General features: G+C 61.9%; 17 protein-coding genes. 6 read left to right on the plus strand and 11 right to left on the minus strand.

The genetic code is table 11. The features are described 5' to 3' along the window. Positions 1-67 precede the first annotated feature (67 nt). Positions 68-1675 carry a carboxyl transferase domain-containing protein gene (locus tag HNP33_RS06235; protein ID WP_184706407.1) on the minus strand — a complete coding sequence of 536 codons (1608 nt, stop codon included), beginning with the start codon at positions 1673-1675 and terminating at the stop codon, positions 68-70. Positions 1676-1860: 185 nt separating this feature from the next. Between HNP33_RS06235 and HNP33_RS06240 the strand changes: the two genes are divergently transcribed. Further along, entirely contained in the window at positions 1861-3591 is a 1731-nt protein-coding gene (locus tag HNP33_RS06240) for a Na+/H+ antiporter (protein ID WP_184706409.1), read from the plus strand. 104 nt (positions 3592-3695) lie between these two features. On the opposite strand, the gene HNP33_RS06245 is transcribed toward HNP33_RS06240, so the two are convergent. Continuing rightward, positions 3696-5450 carry an AMP-binding protein gene (locus HNP33_RS06245; protein WP_184706411.1) on the minus strand — a complete coding sequence of 585 codons (1755 nt, stop codon included), beginning with the start codon at positions 5448-5450 and terminating at the stop codon, positions 3696-3698. 153 nt (positions 5451-5603) lie between these two features. Between HNP33_RS06245 and HNP33_RS06250 the strand changes: the two genes are divergently transcribed. From HNP33_RS06250 to HNP33_RS06260, 3 genes are all read left to right on the plus strand, one after another. Further along, positions 5604-6647: an AraC family transcriptional regulator gene (locus HNP33_RS06250; protein ID WP_233464410.1), complete on the plus strand. Its 1044-nt coding sequence runs from the start codon at positions 5604-5606 to the stop codon at positions 6645-6647. Between the two features lie 197 nt (positions 6648-6844). Further along, on the plus strand, positions 6845-7525 hold the full coding sequence (locus HNP33_RS06255; protein ID WP_184706413.1) for a glutathione S-transferase family protein: 681 nt from the start codon (positions 6845-6847) through the stop codon (positions 7523-7525). 14 nt (positions 7526-7539) lie between these two features. Then, positions 7540-9168 (plus strand): AMP-binding protein, encoded by a 1629-nt coding sequence (locus HNP33_RS06260; protein WP_184706415.1) that lies wholly within the window; start codon positions 7540-7542, stop codon positions 9166-9168. Between the two features lie 18 nt (positions 9169-9186). Here HNP33_RS06260 and HNP33_RS06265 read toward each other — a convergent pair whose 3' ends face one another. The 6 genes from HNP33_RS06265 to HNP33_RS06290 all read right to left on the minus strand — a co-directional run bounded on the left by HNP33_RS06265 (position 9187) and on the right by HNP33_RS06290 (position 17079). Continuing rightward, positions 9187-10806: a GMC family oxidoreductase gene (locus HNP33_RS06265; RefSeq protein WP_184706417.1), complete on the minus strand. Its 1620-nt coding sequence runs from the start codon at positions 10804-10806 to the stop codon at positions 9187-9189. Beyond that, a complete protein-coding gene (locus HNP33_RS06270) occupies positions 10803-11537 on the minus strand; it encodes an ABC transporter ATP-binding protein (protein ID WP_184706419.1) in 735 nt (244 codons plus the stop codon). The genes HNP33_RS06265 and HNP33_RS06270 overlap by 4 nt, the downstream gene beginning before the upstream one ends. Then, a complete protein-coding gene (locus tag HNP33_RS06275) occupies positions 11530-13344 on the minus strand; it encodes an ABC transporter permease subunit (RefSeq protein ID WP_184706478.1) in 1815 nt (604 codons plus the stop codon). Before HNP33_RS06275 ends, HNP33_RS06270 begins: the two co-directional genes overlap by 8 nt. A 2-nt stretch (positions 13345-13346) precedes the next feature. Next, the gene (locus tag HNP33_RS06280) at positions 13347-14267 is read right to left on the minus strand and encodes a branched-chain amino acid ABC transporter permease (RefSeq protein WP_184706421.1); all 921 of its coding nucleotides are present in this window, start codon (positions 14265-14267) and stop codon (positions 13347-13349) included. A 73-nt stretch (positions 14268-14340) separates the two neighbouring features. Continuing rightward, positions 14341-15534: an ABC transporter substrate-binding protein gene (locus tag HNP33_RS06285; RefSeq protein ID WP_184706423.1), complete on the minus strand. Its 1194-nt coding sequence runs from the start codon at positions 15532-15534 to the stop codon at positions 14341-14343. A gap of 111 nt (positions 15535-15645) precedes the next feature. Then, the gene (locus HNP33_RS06290) at positions 15646-17079 is read right to left on the minus strand and encodes a PLP-dependent aminotransferase family protein (protein WP_184706425.1); all 1434 of its coding nucleotides are present in this window, start codon (positions 17077-17079) and stop codon (positions 15646-15648) included. A 185-nt stretch (positions 17080-17264) separates the two neighbouring features. Here HNP33_RS06290 and HNP33_RS06295 point away from each other — a divergent pair, with 185 nt between their 5' ends. Next, complete coding sequence (locus tag HNP33_RS06295) at positions 17265-18554, plus strand: hydroxymethylglutaryl-CoA reductase, degradative (RefSeq protein ID WP_184706427.1); 1290 nt, start codon at positions 17265-17267, stop codon at positions 18552-18554. A gap of 55 nt (positions 18555-18609) precedes the next feature. Here HNP33_RS06295 and HNP33_RS06300 read toward each other — a convergent pair whose 3' ends face one another. Both HNP33_RS06300 and HNP33_RS06305 read right to left on the minus strand, forming a co-directional pair. Continuing rightward, positions 18610-19272: an HAD family hydrolase gene (locus HNP33_RS06300; RefSeq protein ID WP_184706479.1), complete on the minus strand. Its 663-nt coding sequence runs from the start codon at positions 19270-19272 to the stop codon at positions 18610-18612. A 46-nt stretch (positions 19273-19318) separates the two neighbouring features. Beyond that, positions 19319-19729, minus strand: coding sequence for a YchJ family protein (locus HNP33_RS06305; RefSeq protein WP_184706429.1), 411 nt, complete (start codon positions 19727-19729; stop codon positions 19319-19321). Between the two features lie 297 nt (positions 19730-20026). Between HNP33_RS06305 and HNP33_RS06310 the strand changes: the two genes are divergently transcribed. Beyond that, the gene (locus HNP33_RS06310) at positions 20027-20524 is read left to right on the plus strand and encodes a DUF421 domain-containing protein (RefSeq protein ID WP_184706431.1); all 498 of its coding nucleotides are present in this window, start codon (positions 20027-20029) and stop codon (positions 20522-20524) included. On the opposite strand, the gene aliA is transcribed toward HNP33_RS06310, so the two are convergent. After that, positions 20525-22168: a cyclohexanecarboxylate-CoA ligase gene (aliA, locus tag HNP33_RS06315; RefSeq protein ID WP_184706433.1), complete on the minus strand. Its 1644-nt coding sequence runs from the start codon at positions 22166-22168 to the stop codon at positions 20525-20527. It abuts the gene before it with no gap. Positions 22169-22180 lie beyond the last annotated feature (12 nt).

Here is a 22180-nt window from a genome sequence, read left to right on the forward strand (position 1 = left end):
GATTGATCTGGTTTGTGTACCGGCTGCATGCATCAGTCATGCGCCAGCAGCCTGAAACATCCAGAACTTACATACGGAACACGCCGAACCGGGTGTCTTCAATCGGCGCGTTGCGCGTAGCCGCCAAGCCCAGCGCAAGTACGCGGCGGGTATCTGCAGGGTCGATAACGCCGTCGTCCCACAAGCGAGCCGATGCGTAATAGGGGTGGCCCTGGTCTTCGTACTGCTGCCGGATCGGTGCTTTGAAAGCCTCTTCCTCCTCTGCGCTCCACTGGCCACCCTTGGCTTCAATACCATCGCGCTTGACGGTAGCCAGCACGCTGGCCGCCTGCTCGCCGCCCATCACACTGATGCGCGCGTTGGGCCACATCCACAGGAAGCGCGGCGAATACGCACGGCCGCACATGCCGTAGTTGCCTGCGCCAAAGCTGCCTCCGATGATGATGGTGAACTTGGGAACGCTTGCCGTGGCCACGGCGGTCACCAGCTTTGCGCCATGGCGAGCGATACCTTCATTTTCGTACTTGCGACCCACCATGAAGCCCGTGATGTTCTGCAGGAACACCAGTGGAATCTTGCGCTGGCAGCACAGCTCGATGAAGTGCGCGCCCTTGACCGCCGATTCGCTGAACAGGATGCCGTTATTGGCGATGATGCCCACTTCCATGCCTTCGATGCGGGCAAAGCCGCACACCAGGGTGGAGCCGAAGCGGCTCTTGAACTCGTCGAACTCACTGCCGTCCACCACGCGGGCGATGATCTCGCGTACATCAAAGGGCTTGCGGGTATCGACCGGAATCACACCGTACAGCTCTTCGGCCGGATAAACCGGTGCCTGCGGCGCCTGATCCGCCGGATTGCGGGCCTTGGCCTTGTTGAGGTGGCTGACGGCCTTGCGCGCCAGCGCCAGCGCATGGGTGTCGTTGTCGGCCAGATGGTCGGCAACGCCCGACAGGCGCGTATGCACGTCGCCGCCGCCCAGGTCTTCTGCACTCACCACTTCGCCCGTGGCGGCCTTCACCAGCGGCGGACCGCCCAGAAAGATGGTGCCCTGGTTCTTGACGATGATGGACTCATCGCTCATCGCCGGCACATAGGCGCCGCCAGCCGTGCAACTGCCCATCACCACGGCGATCTGCGCAATGCCCTGGGCCGACATGTTGGCCTGGTTGAAGAAGATGCGGCCGAAATGCTCGCGGTCAGGAAAGACATCGTCCTGGTTGGGCAGATTGGCGCCCCCCGAATCGACGAGGTAAATGCAGGGCAAGCGGTTCTGCGCTGCAATTTCTTGCGCCCGCAAATGTTTTTTTACCGTCATCGGGTAGTAAGTTCCCCCTTTGACCGTGGCATCATTGCACACGATCATGCAGTCCACGCCACTGACACGGCCCACACCGGCAATCAAGCCTGCGCCGGGCGCATCGTTGTTGTACATGTTGAGCGCCGCCAACGGCGCCAGTTCCAGAAAAGGCGTACCGGGATCGAGCAGCATCTGCACGCGGTCGCGGGGCAGGAGCTTGCCACGACCGACATGCTTGGCGCGTGCTGCTTCGCCTCCGCCCTGGGCTATCTTTGCAGCCTGCGCGCGCAGATCGTCCACCACAGCGCGCATGGCCTGTGCGTTGGCCTGAAAATCCGCTGATCTGGCGTTCAGCTGTGTACCGAGTTTGCTCATGCTTGTCCTCTTTTCTAATCTAATGCTCCGGGGATCCTCTGCCAAACTCCCTGCCTTGGTCTGAACGCGGTCTCCAGCGATCTGCGTCCAGCCCATTTGGCGAGGGTGCTGCAAAGGTTCCCTAGCGTTCTGTTCAGAGTCGTGTTTTCTTTCAGAATAGTCTGTAACTATAAAAACCGCAGACCATGCATACCGTTGAAACTGTCCTGCTTGTGTTGATGATCGGTGCCGTCACCGGCATCATCGCCCGCTACATCCGAGCCATTCCGTTGCCCCTCATCCAGATCATGCTGGGGGCGGTGTTGTCGTGGCCCCAGAATGGCCTGCACATCGATTTCGATCCTGGCCTGTTCATGCTGCTGTTCATTCCGCCGTTGCTGTTTGCCGATGGCTGGCGCATTCCCAAGCGTGAATTCTTTGCGTTGTACCAGCCTATTCTGAAGTTGGCATTCGGGTTGGTGCTGTTTACCGTGATCGGCTTGGGCTACCTGATTCACTGGATGATTCCGGAGATGCCGCTCACCGTGGCCTTTGCACTGGCGGCCGTCATCTCGCCGACCGACGCCGTGGCGGTATCGGCCATCACCCGCAACCTGGGCATGCCAGCGCACACCATGCATGTGCTCGAAGGCGAATCGCTGCTGAACGACGCGTCGGGCCTGGTCGCCTTGAAGTTTGCCATTGCCGCCACCCTGACGGGTCTGTTCTCGTGGGCCAAGGTGACGCAGGAATTCCTGTGGATTGCCCTGGGCGGCCTGGGTGTGGGCGCTGTCGCGGGCTGGGGATTCAGCTACCTGCGCGAGACCGTGACCCGCCGCCTGGGCGACGTGGCCGCCACACAGATGGTGCTGCTGCTGGTGTTGCTGCCCTTTGCCGCCTACCTGCTGGGCGAAGAGATCGGCGTATCGGGCATTCTGGCCGCCGTGGCGGCGGGCGTAGCCACCAATTTTGGCGATCTGAACCGCGCCGACTACATCTCCGAGCGCATGCAGACGGCTGGCACCTGGGCCATGGTCGAATCGGCCTTCAATGGTGCCATCTTCCTGCTTCTGGGGCTGCAGCTTCCGTCCATCATTGGCGTCACCCTGCGGGACGCGGGCCATGACTGGTGGATTCTGGTGGGCTATGTAGCCATCATTTCGGTGGCGCTGCTGGTGTTGCGCTGGATCTGGTTGATGCTGGGCGTGCGCAGCAGTCTGTACAAGGCGCACAGGGCCGGCAAGCTGGTTGAAAAGCCCGATATGTGGCTGAACCTGGCGACCACCCTGGCTGGCATCCGCGGTGCGGTCACCTTGGCCGGTGCACTGTCCGTGCCCTTGCTGCTGAACAATGGCCAGCCTTTCCCGGCGCGCGACATGCTCATCTTCCTTGCCACCGGAACCATTCTCTTCACACTGGTGATCGGCAGCATCGGCCTGCCGCTGGTACTGCGCCGCGTGCCCAAAGTGAGCGAGCCCGAATCGGTGATCGAAGAGCGCCAGGCACGCCTGGCCGCTTGCCGCGCTGCCATCAACAGCCTGGCGATCAACGAAGAAACCACCACCCAGCAACCGACCGAGTGGCAGGCTCAACAGCACGAGATCGAAGGCCGCATCGCCCGCGAATACCGCAACCGCATCGACATGCTGGACGAAGACCGCTCGCCCGATGCCGCAGACGCGTCCGATGCCGCCAGCCCCGAAGCGGTACAGCAGCGGCGTGAACGCTATGTCATGGAGCTGGAGATGCGGCTCAAGTGCATCAAGGTGGAGCGGCACACCATTTATGCCGAACGCCAGCACAACCGGATCAACGACGAATCTCTGCGCAGTCTGGTGCAGGAGCTCGATCTGAGCGAAATCACCCTGCGCAAACGCCTGGACGTGGCACGCCGTGCCGCCGCCAAACAAGCTGCCAAGCGGGATGACTCCCGATAAAGCTGGCTGCTGGCGCGCGTGGCAAGCCCTTTTCAGGCTTACACCAGTCTGATGATATGGATTGACGCGCGCCACAAGCTACCCTTTTAATAGCGGATCGACCTTCAAGCCGTCTTGGCAATTTCCAGCTTCAGCGACTCGATCATCGCCTCGCGGATCTTGAACTTCTGGATCTTGCCGGTGACCGTCATCGGGAAAGCATCGACAAAGCGGATGTAGCGCGGCACCTTGTAATGCGCGATACGGCCCTTGCAATAGTCGCGCACATCTTCCTCGGTCAGCGACTGCCCCGCCTTGGCGATCACCCAGGCGCACAGCTCTTCACCAAAGCGGCTGTCTGGCACGCCTACCACCTGCACATCCTGCAGTTGGGGATGGGTGTAGAGGAATTCTTCAATCTCGCGCGGATAGATGTTCTCGCCGCCTCGGATCACCATGTCCTTCATGCGACCGACAATATTGACGTAACCCTCCGCATCCATTGTGGCCAGATCGCCGGTGTGCATCCAGCCTTCCGCGTCAATGGCTTCCCGCGTCTTGGCTTCATCGCCCCAGTAACCATGCATCACCGAATAGCCGCGCGTGCACAGCTCGCCCGACTGGCCATTGGGAACCATCTCACCCGTTTCCGGGTTGATGATCTTCACCTCCAGATGCGGCTGCACCTTGCCCACCGTGGAAACGCGCTTGTCCAGCGGGGTATCGGTAGAGCTTTGGCAACTGACCGGACTGGTCTCCGTCATGCCGTAGGCGATGGTGATTTCGGACAGGTTCATTTCGCTGACCACGCGCTTCATCACCTCAATCGGGCAAGGCGAGCCCGCCATGATGCCGGTACGCAAGGTAGACAGATCGAACTCCGAAAAACGCGGGTGGTCCAGCTCGGCGATGAACATGGTGGGCACGCCGTGCAGGCCCGTGCACCGCTCGGCCTGCACCGCTTCCAGAACAGTAACCGGATCAAAACCGTCGTTCGGATAGACGATGGCCGAGCCGTGCGTCATGCATGCCATGTTGCCCAGCACCATGCCAAAGCAGTGGTACAGCGGCACGGGAATGCAGAGCCGGTCCTGTTCCGACAGCTGCATCGCCTCGCCAATGAAGTAGCCGTTGTTGACGATGTTGCGATGGGTGAGCGTTGCGCCCTTGGGGAAGCCCGTGGTGCCGCTGGTGAACTGGATGTTGACCGGATCGTAGGGCGTCAGTGTTCTGGCGATCTCTGCAATCTGCGGATCCTGGGCATCACCCATGGCAATGAAGCGCGAGAAGCGCTCCATGCCGCGCTGCTCGCCGCCTTGGGGCGCACCTGAGCCGGCTGTGTCTAAGCCGACCGCGCCTGAGCCGGCCGCGTCAATCCACACCACCCAGCGCAGGTCGGGCAGCTTGGCGCTTTGCAGCTGGCCAGGGTGGCTAGTGGCCAGTTCGGGGGCCAGCTCGCGCACCATGCCCAGGTAGTCGCTGGTCTTGAAGCGCTCCATCACGAACAAGGCCTTGCACTGCACCTTGTTCAACGCATACTCCAGCTCGGAGGTGCGGTAGGCCGGGTTGATGTTGACCAGAATGATGCCGACATGTGCGGTAGCGAATTGCAGCAGTACCCATTCCACATTGTTGTGCGACCAGATACCTACGCGATCACCCTTCTGAATACCGGCGCGCAGCAGGGCGCTGGCCAGTTGAAAGGATTGGGCGAGCAGCTGGCGGTAGCTCAGGCGGATATTCTGGTGGCGGCTGATCAGCGCATCACGGTCGCCAAAACGGGTGGCCGTATCTACCAATTGCTGCCCAATGGTTTTGTCCAGCAGGCGGGGCTCTGCGGCGCCGCGCGCATAGCTGGTCATCAAAGCGTGGTCGCTCATGCTTGTCTCCTGTCTGCAAAGCGCTGCGCACGCCCGCGTATCTGGTATATCTTGGTTGCGCACCAGCATACGCCAGCGGGCCGCGCAAATGGTGGCAGGCAGGTTGCAAAAGTCGCCAGTACAATCAATGCTTGCTGGCAGATTTTCGCCCCCATGACCAAGCCGCTTCCGTCATCCGCAGTCATCCATCACCCGGCCGTTACGCCCATGGCCTTCGTGCGTGCAATTGCACGCGCCTACCAGCACCGTGGGCTCAACCCCGACAAGGCATTGCACCTGGCGCAAATTGACCCCTTTACGGTCGAACAAGATACCGTTGGCATCACCGCCTTGCAGTTCGAGACCTTGTCCGACGCCGCCATGCAGGAACTCGACGATGAGGCTCTGGGCTGGTTCAGCCGCCGTCTGCCTTGGGGCAGCTATGGCATGCTGGCACGCGCATCCCTGACCAGCCCGGACCTGGGCGTGGCCCTCAAGCGCTGGTGCCGCCACCATGGTCTGCTGACGGATGACCTGCAGCTCAGCTTACAGGTGCATGGCAACACGGCCACGCTGGAGATCGTGGAGCATGCGGGCCTGGGCGAGTTGCGCGAGTTCTGCCTAGTGTCGATGCTGCGTAATATCCACGGGCTGTCGAGCTGGTATGTGGATTCGTCGCTGCCGCTGTTCAAGGTGGCTTTTCCGTTTGCAGCCCCAGGGCATGCCGATGTCTATTCGCTGCTCTTTCCCGGCGAAGTGCAGTTTGACGCGCCGGTCACCAGCATGCAGTTCGATGCCCGCTATCTGGCCTTGCCCATTGCTCGTGATGAAACCGCCCTGCAGCGCATGCTGCAGCGCGCCCTGCCGCTGACGGTACGCCCTTATCGCCGCGACCGGCTGATGGTGCAGCGCGTGCGTCAGTTGCTGGCCGCCGATCCTTCGGCCATGCACAGCGCAGAAACCCTGTCCAAGAAACTGCACCTGTCGCTGCGCACCCTGCACCGCCAGCTCAAGGACGAAGGCGCTTCGCTGCAGGCCTTGAAGGACGAGGTACGGCGCGAACGCTCGCTTACCTTGCTGCACCGCACCAACCGCCCCATCAAGCAGATTGCGCAACTGGCAGGCTTCAGCAACGACAAGAGTTTCATCCGCGCCTTTCGCACCTGGATGGGAATGTCTCCTGCCGAGTACCGCAAGAGCACCCGGCCACCGGCGTGAAGCGCGCGGAGTCCATCGGCGGCATGAACTGCAACCTGGCTGACACCTAGAAGAACCCCGCCGCATCCCATCCGTGCCAAGATGGTGTCATAACGATTGCACGACTTGCGCAAATTCAAACCAGGCCAGATCGCCTGCCGGTGAACATATCCACCGCGCGCCATAGTTTGCGTAGGTTCTCAACAGGAGACATTGCCGTGATGGAGCTCTACCACTGCGTCAGCGCGCGCTCATTCCGCGCGCTGTGGATGCTGGAAGAACTGGGTCTGCCCTACCAGTTGCATATGCTGCCCTTTCCGCCGCGTGCACTGGCCAAGGAATATCTGGCCCTCAACCCGCTGGGCACGGTGCCCCTCCTGATCGATGGCGCCACGCGCATGACCGAGTCAAGCGCCATCTGCCAATACCTGGCGAGCAAGGCGCCCGCGCGCCAGTTAGGGGTTGCACCAGACGAAAAGGCCTATGGCAGCTATCTGAACTGGCTGTACATGGCCGATGCCACCCTCACCTTTCCACAAACCCTGGTACTGCGTTACTGCTTTTTTGAGCCCGCGGTGCGGCGCCAGCCCCAGGTAGCCGAAGACTACGAGCGCTGGTTTCTGGGCCGCCTGCGCGCGGTGGAGGCTGCCGCGCAGTCTTTGCCCGCAGACAAGCCCTATCTGTGCGCGGGGCGCTTTACGGCGGCCGATGTGGCCATCGGCTATGCACTGATGCTGTCCGACTACCTGGGCATGAGCGCCCAATGGGGCCCGGCCACCCAGCACTACTGGATGGGCCTGCAGCAGCGCGCAGCATTCTTGCGCAGCCTTGATATCGAAAAGCAGGCCGCGCTGGCCCAGGGCGTCGATCCGATACCGTCACCGCTGATCAGGCCTTGACGGGGGAGTACCACATGATTGACATCCATGACCACACCACCATCGGCGAAGCCCTGGCAGCCGCTATTGCCAAATATGGCAGCCTCAGCCTGCTGGCGGTTCCCGCCAACCCCGGGCGCAGCTATCTGCCCGAGGGCCGTGAGTTCAGCTACGCCGAAGCAGGCCAGCTGATCGATGCACTCAAGACGCTCTACCAGGCAGCAGGCTATGGCGTAGGCCATCGCGTGGGCCTGCTTCTGGAGAGCAGGCCCGAGCACATGCTGCACAAACTGGCGATGAACAGCCTGGGCATCTGCTGTGTGCCCATCAATCCTGATTACAAGCGGCGCGAGCTGAACTACCTCATCGACCACGCGCAGCTGGATGTGATCGTCTGCCTGCCCACACGCCTCGCGGCCGTGCAGGAATCGTTGCAGGACACGCGCACCCAGCCCGGTGTCGTCACCACCAATACAGAAGACTACACCGCACTCACCCTGCCCCCGGCCCAGCGCCCAGCCCAGGGCGCGGTTACCGCAGACACGCCCGCCAGCATCCTCTATACCTCCGGAACCACCGGCCAGCCCAAAGGCTGCGTGCTGTCGCATGCCTACGAGCTGGCAGCTGGCAAATGGTATGCATCTCACCCCGGCTACGTTTCGGTGCAGGAAGGCAGGGAACGCCTTTTCAACCCGCTGCCGCTCTTTCATGTGAACGCGTCGATCCTGTCCTTCTACTGCATGCTGCTCTCAGGCGGTTGCCAGATCCAGACCGACCGCTTTGCCCCCAGCCGCTGGTGGGAAGAAGTGGCCAGTACACGCGCCACCATCGTGCACTACCTGGGCGTGATCATTCCGCTGCTGCTCAAGCAGGCGCCCTCCGAATGGGAGCAAAGGCACTGCGTGCGCTTTGGCTATGGCGCTGGCGTTGAGCCGCAGTTGCATGCGGCGTTTGAAGCGCGCTTCGGCTTTCCGCTCATCGAGCTGTGGGGGATGACCGAAGTGGTGCGCACTATCTCCGACCATGGCGCAGATCGCGAGGTTGGAACACGCTCCTTCGGCAAAAGCGCACCGGGCCTGGAAGTGCTGGTGGCCGACGAAAGCGGCCAGCCCGTAGCCCCCGGCACGCCGGGCGAAATGCTGGTGCGCTACTCTGCCCAAACACCGCGCAAGCACTTCTTCAGCGAGTATCTGGACAACCCCGAAGCCACGGCCAAAGCCTGGGAAGGCGGCTGGTTCCATACCGGTGATGTGGTGGTGCAGGATCCGGACGGCTTGCTGCACTTCATGGACCGGCGCAAGAACATCATTCGCCGCAGTGGTGAGAACATTGCCGCCGCTGAAGTGGAAGCCGTGCTGCTGTCTCATCCCAAGGTGCACCAGGTGGCCGTGCTGGCCGCCCCCGACGACATCCGCGAAGAGGAAGTGCTGGCCAGCATTGTGCTGATACCGGGTGTGGAAGCCGGCACCGCCATCTGCCAGGAGCTGTTTGCCTTCTGCCAGCAGGAGATGGCGTACTACAAGGTGCCGGGGTGGTGGTGGTTCACCAGCGAGATTCCCACCACCGGAACGCAGAAAATCCAGAAGCACCGCATTCTGGCTGCCGGGCAAAACGCGCAGACCCTGCCCAATGTGCTGGACATGCGGGCGCGCAAGAAACGCTGATGTCTGCTGCAGCCTGCGTCAGCGGGCGCTGCGGATCATCTCGGCGCCCTTTTCACCGATCATCATCGTGGCAGCGCAGGTATTGGCCGACGGAATCTCGGGCATCACCGAGGCGTCCACCACGCGCAGGTTGCGAACGCCGTGCACGCGCAACTGTGCGTCCACCACAGCGCCCGCATCGCTGCGTGGCCCCATCCGCGCCGTGCCATTGACGTGGTAGGACGAAACACCGTAGCGGTAGATGAAGTCCAGAATCTCTTCATCGGACTGCACTTGCGCGCCCGGCATGGTTTCCGACTCGCGGAACGGTGCCAGCGCCTGGGTCTGCAGCAAGGCACGGGCAATGCGCACGCCACGCAACAGCGTCTGCCGGTCCTCTTCGTCGTCCAGATAGTTGGGCTGCACAATCGGATCTGCCCAGGGATTGGCGCAGGCCAGCGAAACACTGCCCATGCTTTTGGGGCGGTGCTGCCACACGCCACAGGTCATGCCGGGAAACCGGTCGAGCATGCCCACATAGCCTTCGCGGTAGCTGGCGGGAGAGAAAACACCCTGCAGATCGGGCCGCGGCAGCCCGGGCTGCGACTGCCAGAACCAATGCACCACAGAAGGGCTGAGCGCCAGAATATTGGGCTTGCCGCGCAGCCAGTTTGCCGCCTGCCCCCACAGGCGCGGAGCCCGTGCCAGCTCATTGATGGTGACGGCGTTCCTGACGCGGGCCACCAGACGAATCGAGAAATGGTCCTTCAAATGCTGACCCACGCCCGGCAGATGCGCGTGGGTCTCGATACCCAGCTCGCGCAGCCGGTGACCATCGCCAATGCCCGAGAGCATCAGCAGCTTGGGTGTGTTGATCGCCCCGGCACAGACAATCACCTCGCGCCGCGCATGGATCGTGCGCAGCACACCCGCTTGCACATATTCCACCCCCGTGGCCATGGCGTTTGCAATCTGTATGCGCTGAACCTGGGCCCCCGTCACCACCCGGAGATTGCTGCGCCGCTGTGCAGGCCGCAGAAATGCCGCGGATGTGCTCACCCGCCAGCCCTGGTCGATCGTGCGCTGAAAATAACCGACGCCTTGCTGGCTGGGACCGTTGTAATCCGGGTTGAGCGGCATGCCCATCTCTTGCGCACCTTGCAAAAAGGCCTCGCAGACCGGGTGCGGCCAGTGTGGAAGGGTCACCTTCAAGCGACCCGAGTGTCCGCGCAATGCCGGGTCTCCACCATCGACAAAAGTTTCGCTGCGCTTGAAATACGGCAGCACCTCGTCATAGCTCCACCCTGGATTGCCACGCGCGGCCCAGCCATCAAAATCTTCCCGCTGGCCCCGGTTGTACACCAGCCCGTTGATCGACGTGGAGCCCCCCAAGGTTTTGCCCTGGGGCAGCGGAATGCGCCGGCCTGCAGTGCGCGCAGAGGGTTCGGAGCTGAACTGCCAGGCTCGCTCCGGGTTGAAGATGACCTTGATGAACCCCGCTGGCAACTTGAGGTAGGGGTGCCAGTCCGCACCGCCAGCCTCCAGCACACAGACGCTGACACCTGAATCTTCACTCAGCCGCGCGGCAACAATCGCGCCAGCAGCGCCGCTTCCCACTATCACATAGTCGAAGGTTTCGCTGGCGCCTGCCGTTGTCATGCATGTGCCCCCAGGTAGGCTGCGCGCACCTTGGGGTCGCGCCGAAGCTCGAAGGCACTGCCTTCCAGCGTGAATCGCCCCGTTTCCAGCACATAGGCGCGGTCTGCCACACCCAGCGCCTGATTGGCCATCTGCTCTACCAGCAAGATGGTGACGCCCTGCTGCTTGAGCTGCCGCACGATGGCAAATATCTCCTTGACGATCAGCGGAGCGAGACCCAGCGAAGGCTCATCGAGCAACAGCAACTGGGGGCGGGCCATCAACGCCCGCGCGATGGCCAGCATCTGCTGCTCGCCGCCCGACATGGTGCCTGCCATCTGCCCGCGCCGCTCGCTCAGGCGCGGAAACGTGGCAAATTGCCGCTCAATGTCTGCCGCGATGGCCGCAGCCCCATCCTTGCGGTGGTAGGCCCCGAGCAGCAGGTTGTCATGCACGGTCTGGTCTGCAAACACCTGGCGGCCTTCCGGGCTTTGGGCAATGCCCAGCGGTACGCGCAGATGGCCAGGCATGCGCGTGATGTCCTGCCCGAGGAATGCGATCGAACCCCCGGCTGCGGGCTCCAGGCCCGATATGGCTTTCATGAGCGTGCTTTTGCCAGCGCCATTGCCACCGATAATCGTCACCACCTCGCCAGCATTCACATGCAGCGAAACACCCTTGAGCGCCTGGACGGCCCCATAGTGCACCTGCAGCGACTCCACACGCAGCAATGCGGTTGCCTGGTCAGACATGGGGGCCTCCTGTCGCATCATTGCCGTCCTCTTCCTCATCGCTGCCCAGATAGGCGGCGATCACGCGCGGGTTGCTCTGCACTTCGGCTGGCGTTCCTTCTGCAATCTTCTGCCCATAATCCAGCACGATCACATGATCGGAGACCGCCATCACCAGATCCATGTGGTGCTCGATCAGCAGCACGGTGATCCCGAGATCACGGATACGGGCAATCACCTGCACCAGCTCCTGCGTCTCCTGCGGATTGAGGCCTGCGGCAGGTTCATCCAGCAGCAGCAGTTGCGGGTGTGTGGCCAGGGCGCGCGCCAGTTCCAAGCGCCGCTGCAGGCCATAGGGCAGGCTGCCAGCAATGTGAAGCGCCTTGTCGCGCAGGTGCAGCCGGTCCAGAATCTGCAGCGCTTCGTCTCGCGCCGCCAACTCTGCGCGGCGTGCCTTGCCCACTCCCACCAGGCTTGCAAAAAAACCCGCCTTGATATGCGAATGCAAGCCCACCTTGACGTTGTCGAGCACCGTCATATCACTGAACAGGCGCAGGTTCTGGAAGGTACGCCCCAGGCCCATACGCGCAATCCGGTTAGGCGACACCCCGACAATGCCATGCCCTGCGAACTGAATCGTTCCGCGCTCTGGCGTCACGATCCCCGAGAGGATATTGAGCAGCGTCGTCTTGCCCGCACCATTGGGGCCAATGAGCGAATGCACATGCCCCGGCCGAATCTGGATATCGACATTGTTGGTGGGCACCACGCCACCATATGCCTTGTACAGGCCTTCACCATGGAGCAGAACACCGGCCGAGGCAGCGCCTGCAGAAGGCTTCAGCTGCCACGCAGGCAGACCCGTGGGCAATTGCTCCTTGGGCACCAGCCCCGGCGTGAACCTGCGCGCAAAACTGCGTACAAACCCCGCCAGCCCATTGGGCATGGCGTAGAGGGCAAACAGCAGCAAGGCACCATAGGTGAAGTGCTGCACATCCGGCCAGCGCGACAGCAGCGAATCCAGCAAGGTCAGCACCACTGCCCCCAGCAGTGGGCCGTAAACCGAGTTGCCGCCAAACAGCACGATCAACAGGAAGAAGATCGACAGGTTGAAAGTGATGAAATCCGAGTTGATGTACTGGTTCTGCTGCGCAATCAGCGCCCCAGCGATGCCGCAGGTGAACGCACTGATCACAAAGGCCAGCACCTTGAACTTGTACACGCTCACCCCCACACTCTCCGCTGCCACCTCGGCCGTATTCACCGCCAGAAACGCCCGCCCAAACCGGCCACTCAGCAGATGGCGAAACATCACATGCAGCAGCACACACAGCCCTAGCACGAACCAGACCCAATGCTTGGTGCTGAACATCTGCCCGCCGATCTGCAGCGGCACCACACCGTAAATGCCCTGCTGGCCAGCGAACACGTCTTGCCATTCAGAGACGATCTTCTCCACCACGATGCCAAAGCCGATCGTCACCATCGCCAGCGCCGGGCCTTTCACGCGCAGGGCCGGCAACGCAATGACCACGCCAAACAGACCCGCGAGCACTCCCGCCGCTGCAAACGCGGCCCATGGGTTCCAACCCCAACGCGCGGTCAGCAGGGCCACGGCATAGGCGCCCACGGCAAACAGGCCGGCATGGCCGAGCGACTTCTGGCCGGTGTAGTTCACCAGTACATTCAGCCCCGATGCGGCGATGTAGTTCACCCCAATCAGAAACACAATGCGCAGATAGAAATCATTGCTGGTCGCCAGCGGTATCGCCGCCACCAGCACGGCCACGACGAGCAGCCACAGGTAATGCTTGAACTCGCTGCGCATCATCAGACTTTCTCCACGATCTTCTGGCCCAGCAGTCCCTGCGGGCGCACCACCAGAACCACGATGATCAGCACGAAAATGCTGATCTCGCGCAGCTCTGCCTGCCACAGCCCCACCAGCGCCTCAATCAGCCCCAGGATGAAGCCGCCGAGCATGCAGCCGCGGGGGCTGGTCAAACCGCCCAGAATGGCCGAAGAAAACGCTTTCAGCGCCAGCGACATGCCCATGAACACCGATGCCGTGGTGATGGGTGCAATCAGCAGGCCGGCAAGCCCCGCCAGACTGGAGCTGATGACAAACGCAAGCACGACGATCGCAGACACGTTGATGCCCATGAGGGTAGCGGCGCTGCCGCTTTGCGCAACGGCACGCACCGCCTTGCCGATCCGGGTGCGCCGCATGATGAAATCAAGGCTGAGCAGCACAGCCACACTGGCAGCGAGCACCAGCAATTCCTGCGGCAGCACGCCAGCGCCGCCGATGCGGATCACCTCACTGCCCAGGGGCGAAGGCATCACCATGGGTGAAGGCCCCCAGATGGCCAGTGCCGTGTTCTGGATGATGATGCCAAAGCCAATCGTGCTCATGACCCAGGCCATGCCACCACGCCCCACAAATGGGCGCACCGCTGCGTAATAGAGGATCACGCCCAGCACTCCCAGAACCGCCATCGTGCCAACGAGGCTGAGCAGGTAGCGACCCAGCGTCACATCGGCGGGAACCAGTGTGTCGGTAACGTTCTTGCCCACCAGCAGCAACAGCACCGAAACCGCGACAAACGCGCCGGCCACCAGAAACTCGCCCTGGCCAAAGTTCAAGGTCTTGGTGGTATTGAAGGTGATGTTGAAACCCACCGCCACCAGGGCATAGATACTGCCCAACGCAAGCCCGCTGAAGACAGCCTGCAGTATTGAATCAAACATACTCGCCCCATGCACATGCTGCAAATGACAAGGCAGCCGGGCGGCCCCATGACCGCCACGGCCCCTGAACGGCTTACTTTTTCAGGTCGGCAGGCTGGAGCGATTTGTAGACATCGTCCTCAAAGCGCACCACTTCGCTGCCCTTCCAGCGCGCCAGGTAGAAATCGCTCACACTCAGGCCTTCGTGGTTGGTCTTGCTGAATGGCTTGTCATAGGTCTTGATCACGCCTTCGGTCTTGGAGAGGTTCTCCAATGCGGCAGCCACCTTTTCGCCGTCCGTGCTGCCTGCCTGCTTCATGGCGGCAGCCAGCAGCATGACCGAATCGTAGGCCTGCGCAGAACATGGGAAGGTGGTGAGCGTTGGGAAGTTCACCCGCACGCGTTTGCCCAGCGACTTGGTCTTGTCCGAAGTGTCTTCGGTGGTGGATGCCGCCATGATCAGGTGCTCGGCAAGCTTGGTGCCAGCCATCTTGGGCAGGAGCGAGCTCAGGTTGCCCCAGGTTCCCAGGGTGATCGGCATGTAGTTGATCTTCTCCATGCTGCGAAGCACCTGCGCCGCGCCATCGGCAATGCCATAGATGATCACGGTATCCGCGCCCGCCGCCTTGATCTTGTTGAGCTGCGAGGTCATGTCGGTGTCCTTGGGGCCGTACTTCTCGACCGCCACGGGCTTAACGCCATGAAGCGCCAGAATGTCGGTCGCATCCTTGATGCCACCCTGGCCATAACCGGTCGAATCCGCAAGAATCGCGATCTTCTTATCCTTGGAGGCCTTCACCGCATAGGCGCCCAGCAGTGCTACCTGTTCGCGGTCCACCATGGAGATGCGGTAGAGGTAGTTTTGCGGCTCCTTGGCATAGCGCGTGGTGATCTCGGTCGCCGTGCCAATCGGCACCACCACGGGCACCTTCTTCTGCTGCGGAATATGCAGCCATGCAAGCGCGTTGCCGGAGTTGGCCGGGCCGACGATGCCGCTGACTTTCTCGCTGTCGATCAGCTCCTGCACCGTCTGAATCGCCTTGGGCGGCGTTCCCTGGTCGTCGCGGATCACGCCAACGACTTTGCGGCCCAGAATGCCGCCCGCTTTGTTGATGTCTTCAATCGCCGCTTCAAAGCCCCAGCGGCCTGCAATACCCAGCTCTGCCACGCCGCTGGCCGACTGGTCTGCGGTATAGCCGATCTTGATGTCCTGCGCCTGTGCAGAGAGCGCAAAAACACTGGCGCCCAGTGCTGCGATTCGGGTGAGTCGATAGATGGTTCTGCTCATGCTTGTCTCCTTGCTTCGTTGTCAGTTTCTGGGTCCCAAATTCCGCACCATTCACAGAAACGTGCGGCTCGATCAAGTGCTTCCTCTTTCAAAGCTTCTTCTGGCTCACGCCTACGCAGGATTGTTTGGCAAACCCTTTCCCTGCGCGTTTTTCCTCAGTGCCAACTGCGACTTCACCGCGGTCTGAAAGCGCGGATCCAGCATGGCGGCCACGTTGCAGCGCGACCAGGGCGATGGCGCTGCAGAGTCCAGATGGAATATGCGGCCCGGCGCCATCTTCACGCCATGCGCAAGCAGCGCCTGCGCCCATTCCAATGAATCCTCCACGCCGGGAAACCGTACCCACAGGTACAGCGTCTGTGCACTGCGTGCAAACACCGTACAACCTTGCTCATCCAGCCACTGCTGCGCCTGTGCGGTGGCTGCGCCCAGCTTCTGCCGCAGCTTGACCAGATGGCGCTCGTAGCGGCCTTCGCGCAGCATCACATCCACCATGCGCTCGCAGTACTCCGACCCGCTCACGTGAATCAAGGTTCTCAGATCCGCCAGGTCACTGGCCAGTGCGGCGCTGCATGCCACGTAGCCCACACGCAGGGCTGCAGAGAATGATTTGGAAAAGCTGCCGATGTAGATCGTGCGCTCCAGCTGATCGAGCATGGACAGGCGCACCGCCGAAGTCGGTTTGAAATCGGCGAAGGGGTCATCCTCCACAAACAGCAGGTTGTGCTTCTCTGCCAGTTGCAGCAGCCGGTAGGCCTTGTGCAGACTGAGATCCGACCCCGTCGGGTTGTGTGCCAGCGATTGGGTGAAGAACAGGCGCGGCCGCTCTGTGACCAGAATGCTTTCAAGCGCCGCAAGATCAGGCCCATCAGCCAGCCTGGGGACGCCGATCACACGCGCGCCCGCCAGCTTGAGCTTGCCAAACAGCAGGTAGTAGCCCGGCTCATCCACCAGGACCGTCGCGCCCGGCGGCACAAAGTAGCGGATCACCAGATCCAGCGCATCATTGGCACCCTGGGTAAGCACCAGCTGGCTCTGCGTCACCGGCAGACCCAGCACGCCAAGCTTGCGCACCAGGCTGTCACGCAGCGGCGCATAGCCAAAGCGGTTTCCGTAGCGAAACAGAGACCCGAGGCCGGTGCGCACCACCTTCTGGTGGTAGCGGTCCATGCGCATGTCCGCCAGCCATTCAATCGGCGGAAAACCATCGCCCACGGCAGCCACCTCCGGCTGGCGTATGAGCTGCTCGCGTGCCAGCCAGACCGTATCCATCGCTCGCACCAGCTGACCGTTGTCTTCATCAACCGCCTTGGCCTTGCGCAGCTGCGGCGACACATAAAAGCCCGAACCACGCCGTGGCTCCACCAGGCCGCGCGATACCAACAGATCAAACGCCGACACGACCGTGTTCTTGGCATAGCGGTGCAATTGCGACAGCTCCCGCAGCGAAGGCAGCTTGTCGCCAGGCTGGTAAATGCCATTGGCGATCTGCTGGCCGATCAGATCGGCCAGCTTTTCAGCAATGGGGGCAGAGCGTCGAGACATGGTGGTGCGAAGTGTGTCCGAGAAAAGCCCGCTCCGGTACACCAATGAAGCCATTGCTGCGCTGCAACGATGCTGTTTGCCCAAACTGTACCTTTTTTGAAAGGTACAGCTTCCATACAGTTCGAGCCATTGTTTGACGCCGCATGGTTGATGAAGCGGCATTTTTTTCCGGACCCTCCTTGATCATGGCCATCGACTCCCGCCTCTCCAATTTCCGCGCCCTCAACCCTGCACAACGCTGGGATCACATTGCACAGGCCTGCCAGCTGAGCGACGAGGAGCGCGCGCTGATCGCGCAACCCGGCGCGCTTCCGCACGCACTGGCCGACGGCATGATCGAGAACGTGATCGGCACCTTCGAGCTGCCCATCGGCGTCGCCGGCAATTTCCAGATCAACGGCCGCGACGTGCTGGTGCCGCTGGCCGTGGAAGAGCCATCCATCATCGCCGCAGCGTCGTACATGGCCAAGCTCGCACGCGACAGCGGCGGTTTCCAGACATCGAGCACCCAGCCGCTGATGCGTGCACAGGTACAGATCGTCGGGCTCAGCGACCCTTATGGCGCGCGTATTGCGCTCTTCCAGGCGCGGGACGAGATCATCGCGCTCGCCAATAGCCGCGACAAAGTGCTGATTGGCCTGGGCGGCGGTTGCAAAGACATTGAAGTGCATGTGTTCCCCAGCTCGCCGCGCGGCGCCATGGTGGTGATGCACCTGATCGTGGATGTGCGCGACGCCATGGGCGCGAACACGGTCAACACCATGGCTGAATCAGTATCACCGCTGGTGGAAAAGCTGACGGGCGGCTCGGTGCGCCTGCGCATCCTGTCGAACCTGGCCGACCTGCGCCTCGCCCGCGCCCGTGTGCGGCTCACACCTCAAACTCTGGCGACCCCGGAGCGCAGCGGCGAGGAAATCATTGAAGGCATTCTGGATGCCTACACCTTTGCCGCCATCGACCCCTACCGCGCAGCCACACACAACAAAGGCATCATGAACGGGATCGATCCCGTGATCGTCGCCACCGGCAATGACTGGCGCGCAGTGGAAGCTGGTGCGCATGCATATGCCTGCCGCAGTGGTCACTACACCTCGCTCACCACCTGGGAAAAGGACAACAGCGGCGCGCTGGTGGGCACCATCGAGTTGCCCATGCCGGTGGGCCTGGTCGGCGGTGCCACCAAGACGCACCCGGTGGCGCGCCTGGCGCTCAAGATCATGGGCGTTCAATCCGCGCAGGAACTGGGCGAGATTGCTGCCGCCGTAGGCCTGGCACAGAACCTGGGTGCGCTGCGCGCGCTTGCGACCGAAGGCATTCAGCGCGGCCACATGGCGCTGCACGCCCGCAACATTGCGCTGGTGGCGGGCGCCGTGGGTGAAGAGGTCGACCAGGTGGCCCGGCGCCTGGCCGCAGAACACGACGTGCGCACCGACCGTGCGCTGGAAGTGCTGGCGCAATTGCGCGCCGCGCAGTAAACACCCTGCTCAGGGAGCACTCCAGCACTCGTGCTCTTGAAGGCCTACCGCGCGCTCACACCAGTTGTGGCAGTTCACCCATGTGCGCAAAACAGCGCGATGCACCAGCGGCTTCCAGCTCATGCGCCGGGCACACGGCATGCAGTGGCGGATGGTAGGCCCACACCGTGGCCTGCGCGGCCACGCCCGCCTGCGTTCCCGTTACGCTGTCTTCAATGACGAGGCAACGTTGGGGATCGGCGTCCAGCGCCGCAGCCGCAGCCAGGTACACATCCGGAAAAGGCTTGGTGCGCGGCAACTCGTGCCCGCTGAAAATACGGCCCTCAAAGTACGGCAACAAACCGGTGATCCGCAGTTGCATCTCCACCTTCTTGCGATCTGCTCCCGAAGCACAGGCAATCTGCCCGCCCATCTGCGCATGCAGTGCCTTTACAGCCTCTACGGCACCCTCGATTGCCTTCACATCCTTCTCCAGCGCCGTATTGCGGCGCTCATAGAACTCTTCCATCCAGACATCGGTCAAAGGCTTGCCAGTGTTGGCCTCGATCAGGTCTTTCTGGCTGCGCACCATCTTGCCGATGAACAGCTGCAGGCACGCTTCGCTCGTAAGCGCCCAACCTGCTTCATTGAGCATGGCGCAGAGCACGCGGTTGGTGATCGTTTCGCTGTCTACCAGCACGCCATCGCAGTCAAACAGTACTGCTTCAAAGCGGGCAATCCTAGTCATTTCGTATCCTCATGGGTGTGCGCAGACCATGGACCAGTCAGAACTGGTCACCGTCCACATAAAACCAGCGCCCGTGCTCCTGCACGAAACGGCTGCGCTCATGCAGCCGCACAGCGCGGCCCTGTACTTTATAGCGAGCGACGAATTCAACCTCTGCATGCGTGTCGTCCTGCGCTTGAAAGTCTTTCACCTCCAGTCCCAACCAATGGCATTGCGGATCGAAATCCAGGCTGGGGGGGCGCTGCGGCGCGTGCCAGGTGGCCAGCAGATAAGGAGCCCGCTCCATAACAAACGCGGTATAGCGGGAGCGCATCAACCGCTCGGCGTCCGGCGCCGGGGTGTGCAGAAAGTCGTCGATAAAGCGGCCGCAGCATGCGCTGTACGCCACCGCTGATCCACAAGGGCACGCAGTAGCGTCGGTGCCTGCTGCCGCTTTCTTCTTGGCCATGGCTCTGTCTCTTTTCAGTATTTGCAACGGGATCGCCGTTTGCGCCGCCTCTGAAGTGCCTCCTTGTTGGAGGCACGCTGGCAGCAAAGCCCGTATTGTGCCAAATATGCCTTTAGCGCATACAGAATGCACACAAGTAGCTACTGGAACAATAGCAAAAAGACAACCATGCCAGAGCCTGCCTGCGTACAGGGTAAACCTCGCCCTGCACAGACTGCGGACTATGATTGCCTGGTCAGCGGGCACATTGCAGGCACATGCAGGCGCCGCCCGTCCACAGGTTCTGAGGAGTCAGCCATGTTTTCTATGAGTGTTCCGTGGTGGGAATTTGTCGTGCGCGGCTTTGTGGTCTATGCGTTCTTGCTGGTGTTTCTGCGCATGACCGGACGCCGCCAGATCGGGCAGTACGATCCATTCGATCTGATTTTGTTGCTGATCCTGTCGAACGCCGTGCAGAACTCGATGAACGCGGGCGACAACTCCTTGATCGGTGGCCTCATCTCGGCCACGACACTGATTGCCTGCCACTCCATCATGGCGCAGCTGAGCTATCGCAGCAGAAGGATATCGCGCTGGGTCGATGGCATTCCCAAGCGGCTCATCTCCAACGGCCAGGTCAACCGGCAGGTGATGGATGCCGAGCTCATCACGAGCGATGACCTGAAAGCCGCCCTGCGCGGCGCCGGCTGCCTGCACACCTACGAGGTAGAGCAGGCCACCATCGAAACCAATGGCCAGATCACGATTGTGCTGCGCAACCGCGACAGCACCGAGGACGCACCCGACGGGGTGTAGCTAGGCAAGTGCCACTTTCAATTGCTCGCGCAGTTTGAACTTCTGGATTTTTCCCGACGGTGTGGCAGGCATTTGCGCCAATACCACCAGGCGTTCAGGCAGGTAGTGCGGAGCCACCTTCTGCGCTCGCAGGAAGTCGGTCACATCCCCCAGCGTCGGCTCCACCGCCCCTGGCTTGAGCACGATCACCGCACAGGCGCGCTCGCCCAAACGCTCGTCCGGATAGGCCACCACGGCAGCCTGGGCAACGGCCGGGTGCCTGTAGAGCAGGGATTCCACCTCTACCACCGGAATGTTCTCTCCGCCACGGATGATCACATCCTTGCTGCGGCCGGTGATGCGGATATAGCCTTGCGCATCCATGCGCGCCTGGTCGCCGGTATCGAACCAGCCGTCTTCGGTGGTGGCATTGAGATGCGGGCGCTTCAGATAGCCGCCAAAGTTGGAGTTGGCCCTGACCCACAACTGGCCAATTTCGCCGCGTGGCAGCTCCTGGCCCAGATCATCCACCACCTTCACCTCCGCGCCGGGCAATGGCAGACCATCGGTTTCCACCGCGCGTTGCGCGCTGTCGCTGGGCAATGTGGTGGTCACCGCCCCGTTCTCCGACATACCCCAGGCCGAGATGATCTGCACTCCCAATGCCGCCTGCGCCTGCTCGACCAGCGGCCCGGGTATCGGCGCGCCCGCACACAGAAAGGTCCGCAGACTGGGCACCGGGCCGCTCACCGCTACTTCGCGCGACAAATCGGCCAAAAACGGCGTCGATGCCATCGTGAAGGTGCAACGCCATTGCCGTATCAGCTGCGCGGCAGTGGCAGCATTCCAGACATCCAGCAGCACCGCCGTCGCGCCCAGCATCACCGGCATCATCAACCCGTACATGAAACCGGTCTGGTGCGCCATGGGCGACGCCATCAATACCGCATCAGCGCTGTTCAAGGCCAGCCGTTCGGCATAGGCATTGATGTTGGCCATCAAGGTATTGGACGAGTGCATGACACCCTTGGGCTCACCCGTGGTGCCGCTGGTATAGATGAGCTGTGTGACGGCGTCGGGCTGTACCCGGTTTTGTTTCAGAATCTGCACCGCATCGGCATCCTCTTCCCACGCAGGTTGTGCGAGCAGGGCCTCAAAGCTGTCAGCACCCGCTCCACCGATCGCCACGACATGCTGCAAGTGCGGCAACTGCGGCTGAATGCCTTTGAGCATGGCTTCGTAATCCACATTGCGAAAGTTCTTGAGCACGACGATCACCTTGGCTTCACCATGGCCGAGCATGAACAGCAGTTCGCGCTCGCGGAAGATCGGCATCAAGGGATTGAGCACAGCACCAATGCGCGCGCATGCCAGGTACAGCACCGTGAGCTGCCAGACATTGGGCAACTGGCAGGCCACCACATCGGCGGGCCGCACACCCAGTCGCCACAACCCCACCGCTACACGATTGGCCATGCGAGCCAGCTCTGCATAGCAAAATGGCTGCGCAGCCTCTTCACCAGCGCGCTGCCCTACCAGCGCCAGCCGGTCGGGCCACTGGCGCGCCGCGTGGTCCAGGGCATCGTTGATGGTGATGTCCCGCCACCAGCCTTGGCTTCGCATCTGCGCGCGGCGCGGTGCCAGCAATACGGCATCAAACTGCATGTGTGTCTCCTG

The sequence above is a fragment of the Comamonas odontotermitis genome (genome assembly GCF_014207855.1).
Lineage (GTDB): Bacteria > Pseudomonadota > Gammaproteobacteria > Burkholderiales > Burkholderiaceae_C > Comamonas > Comamonas odontotermitis_A.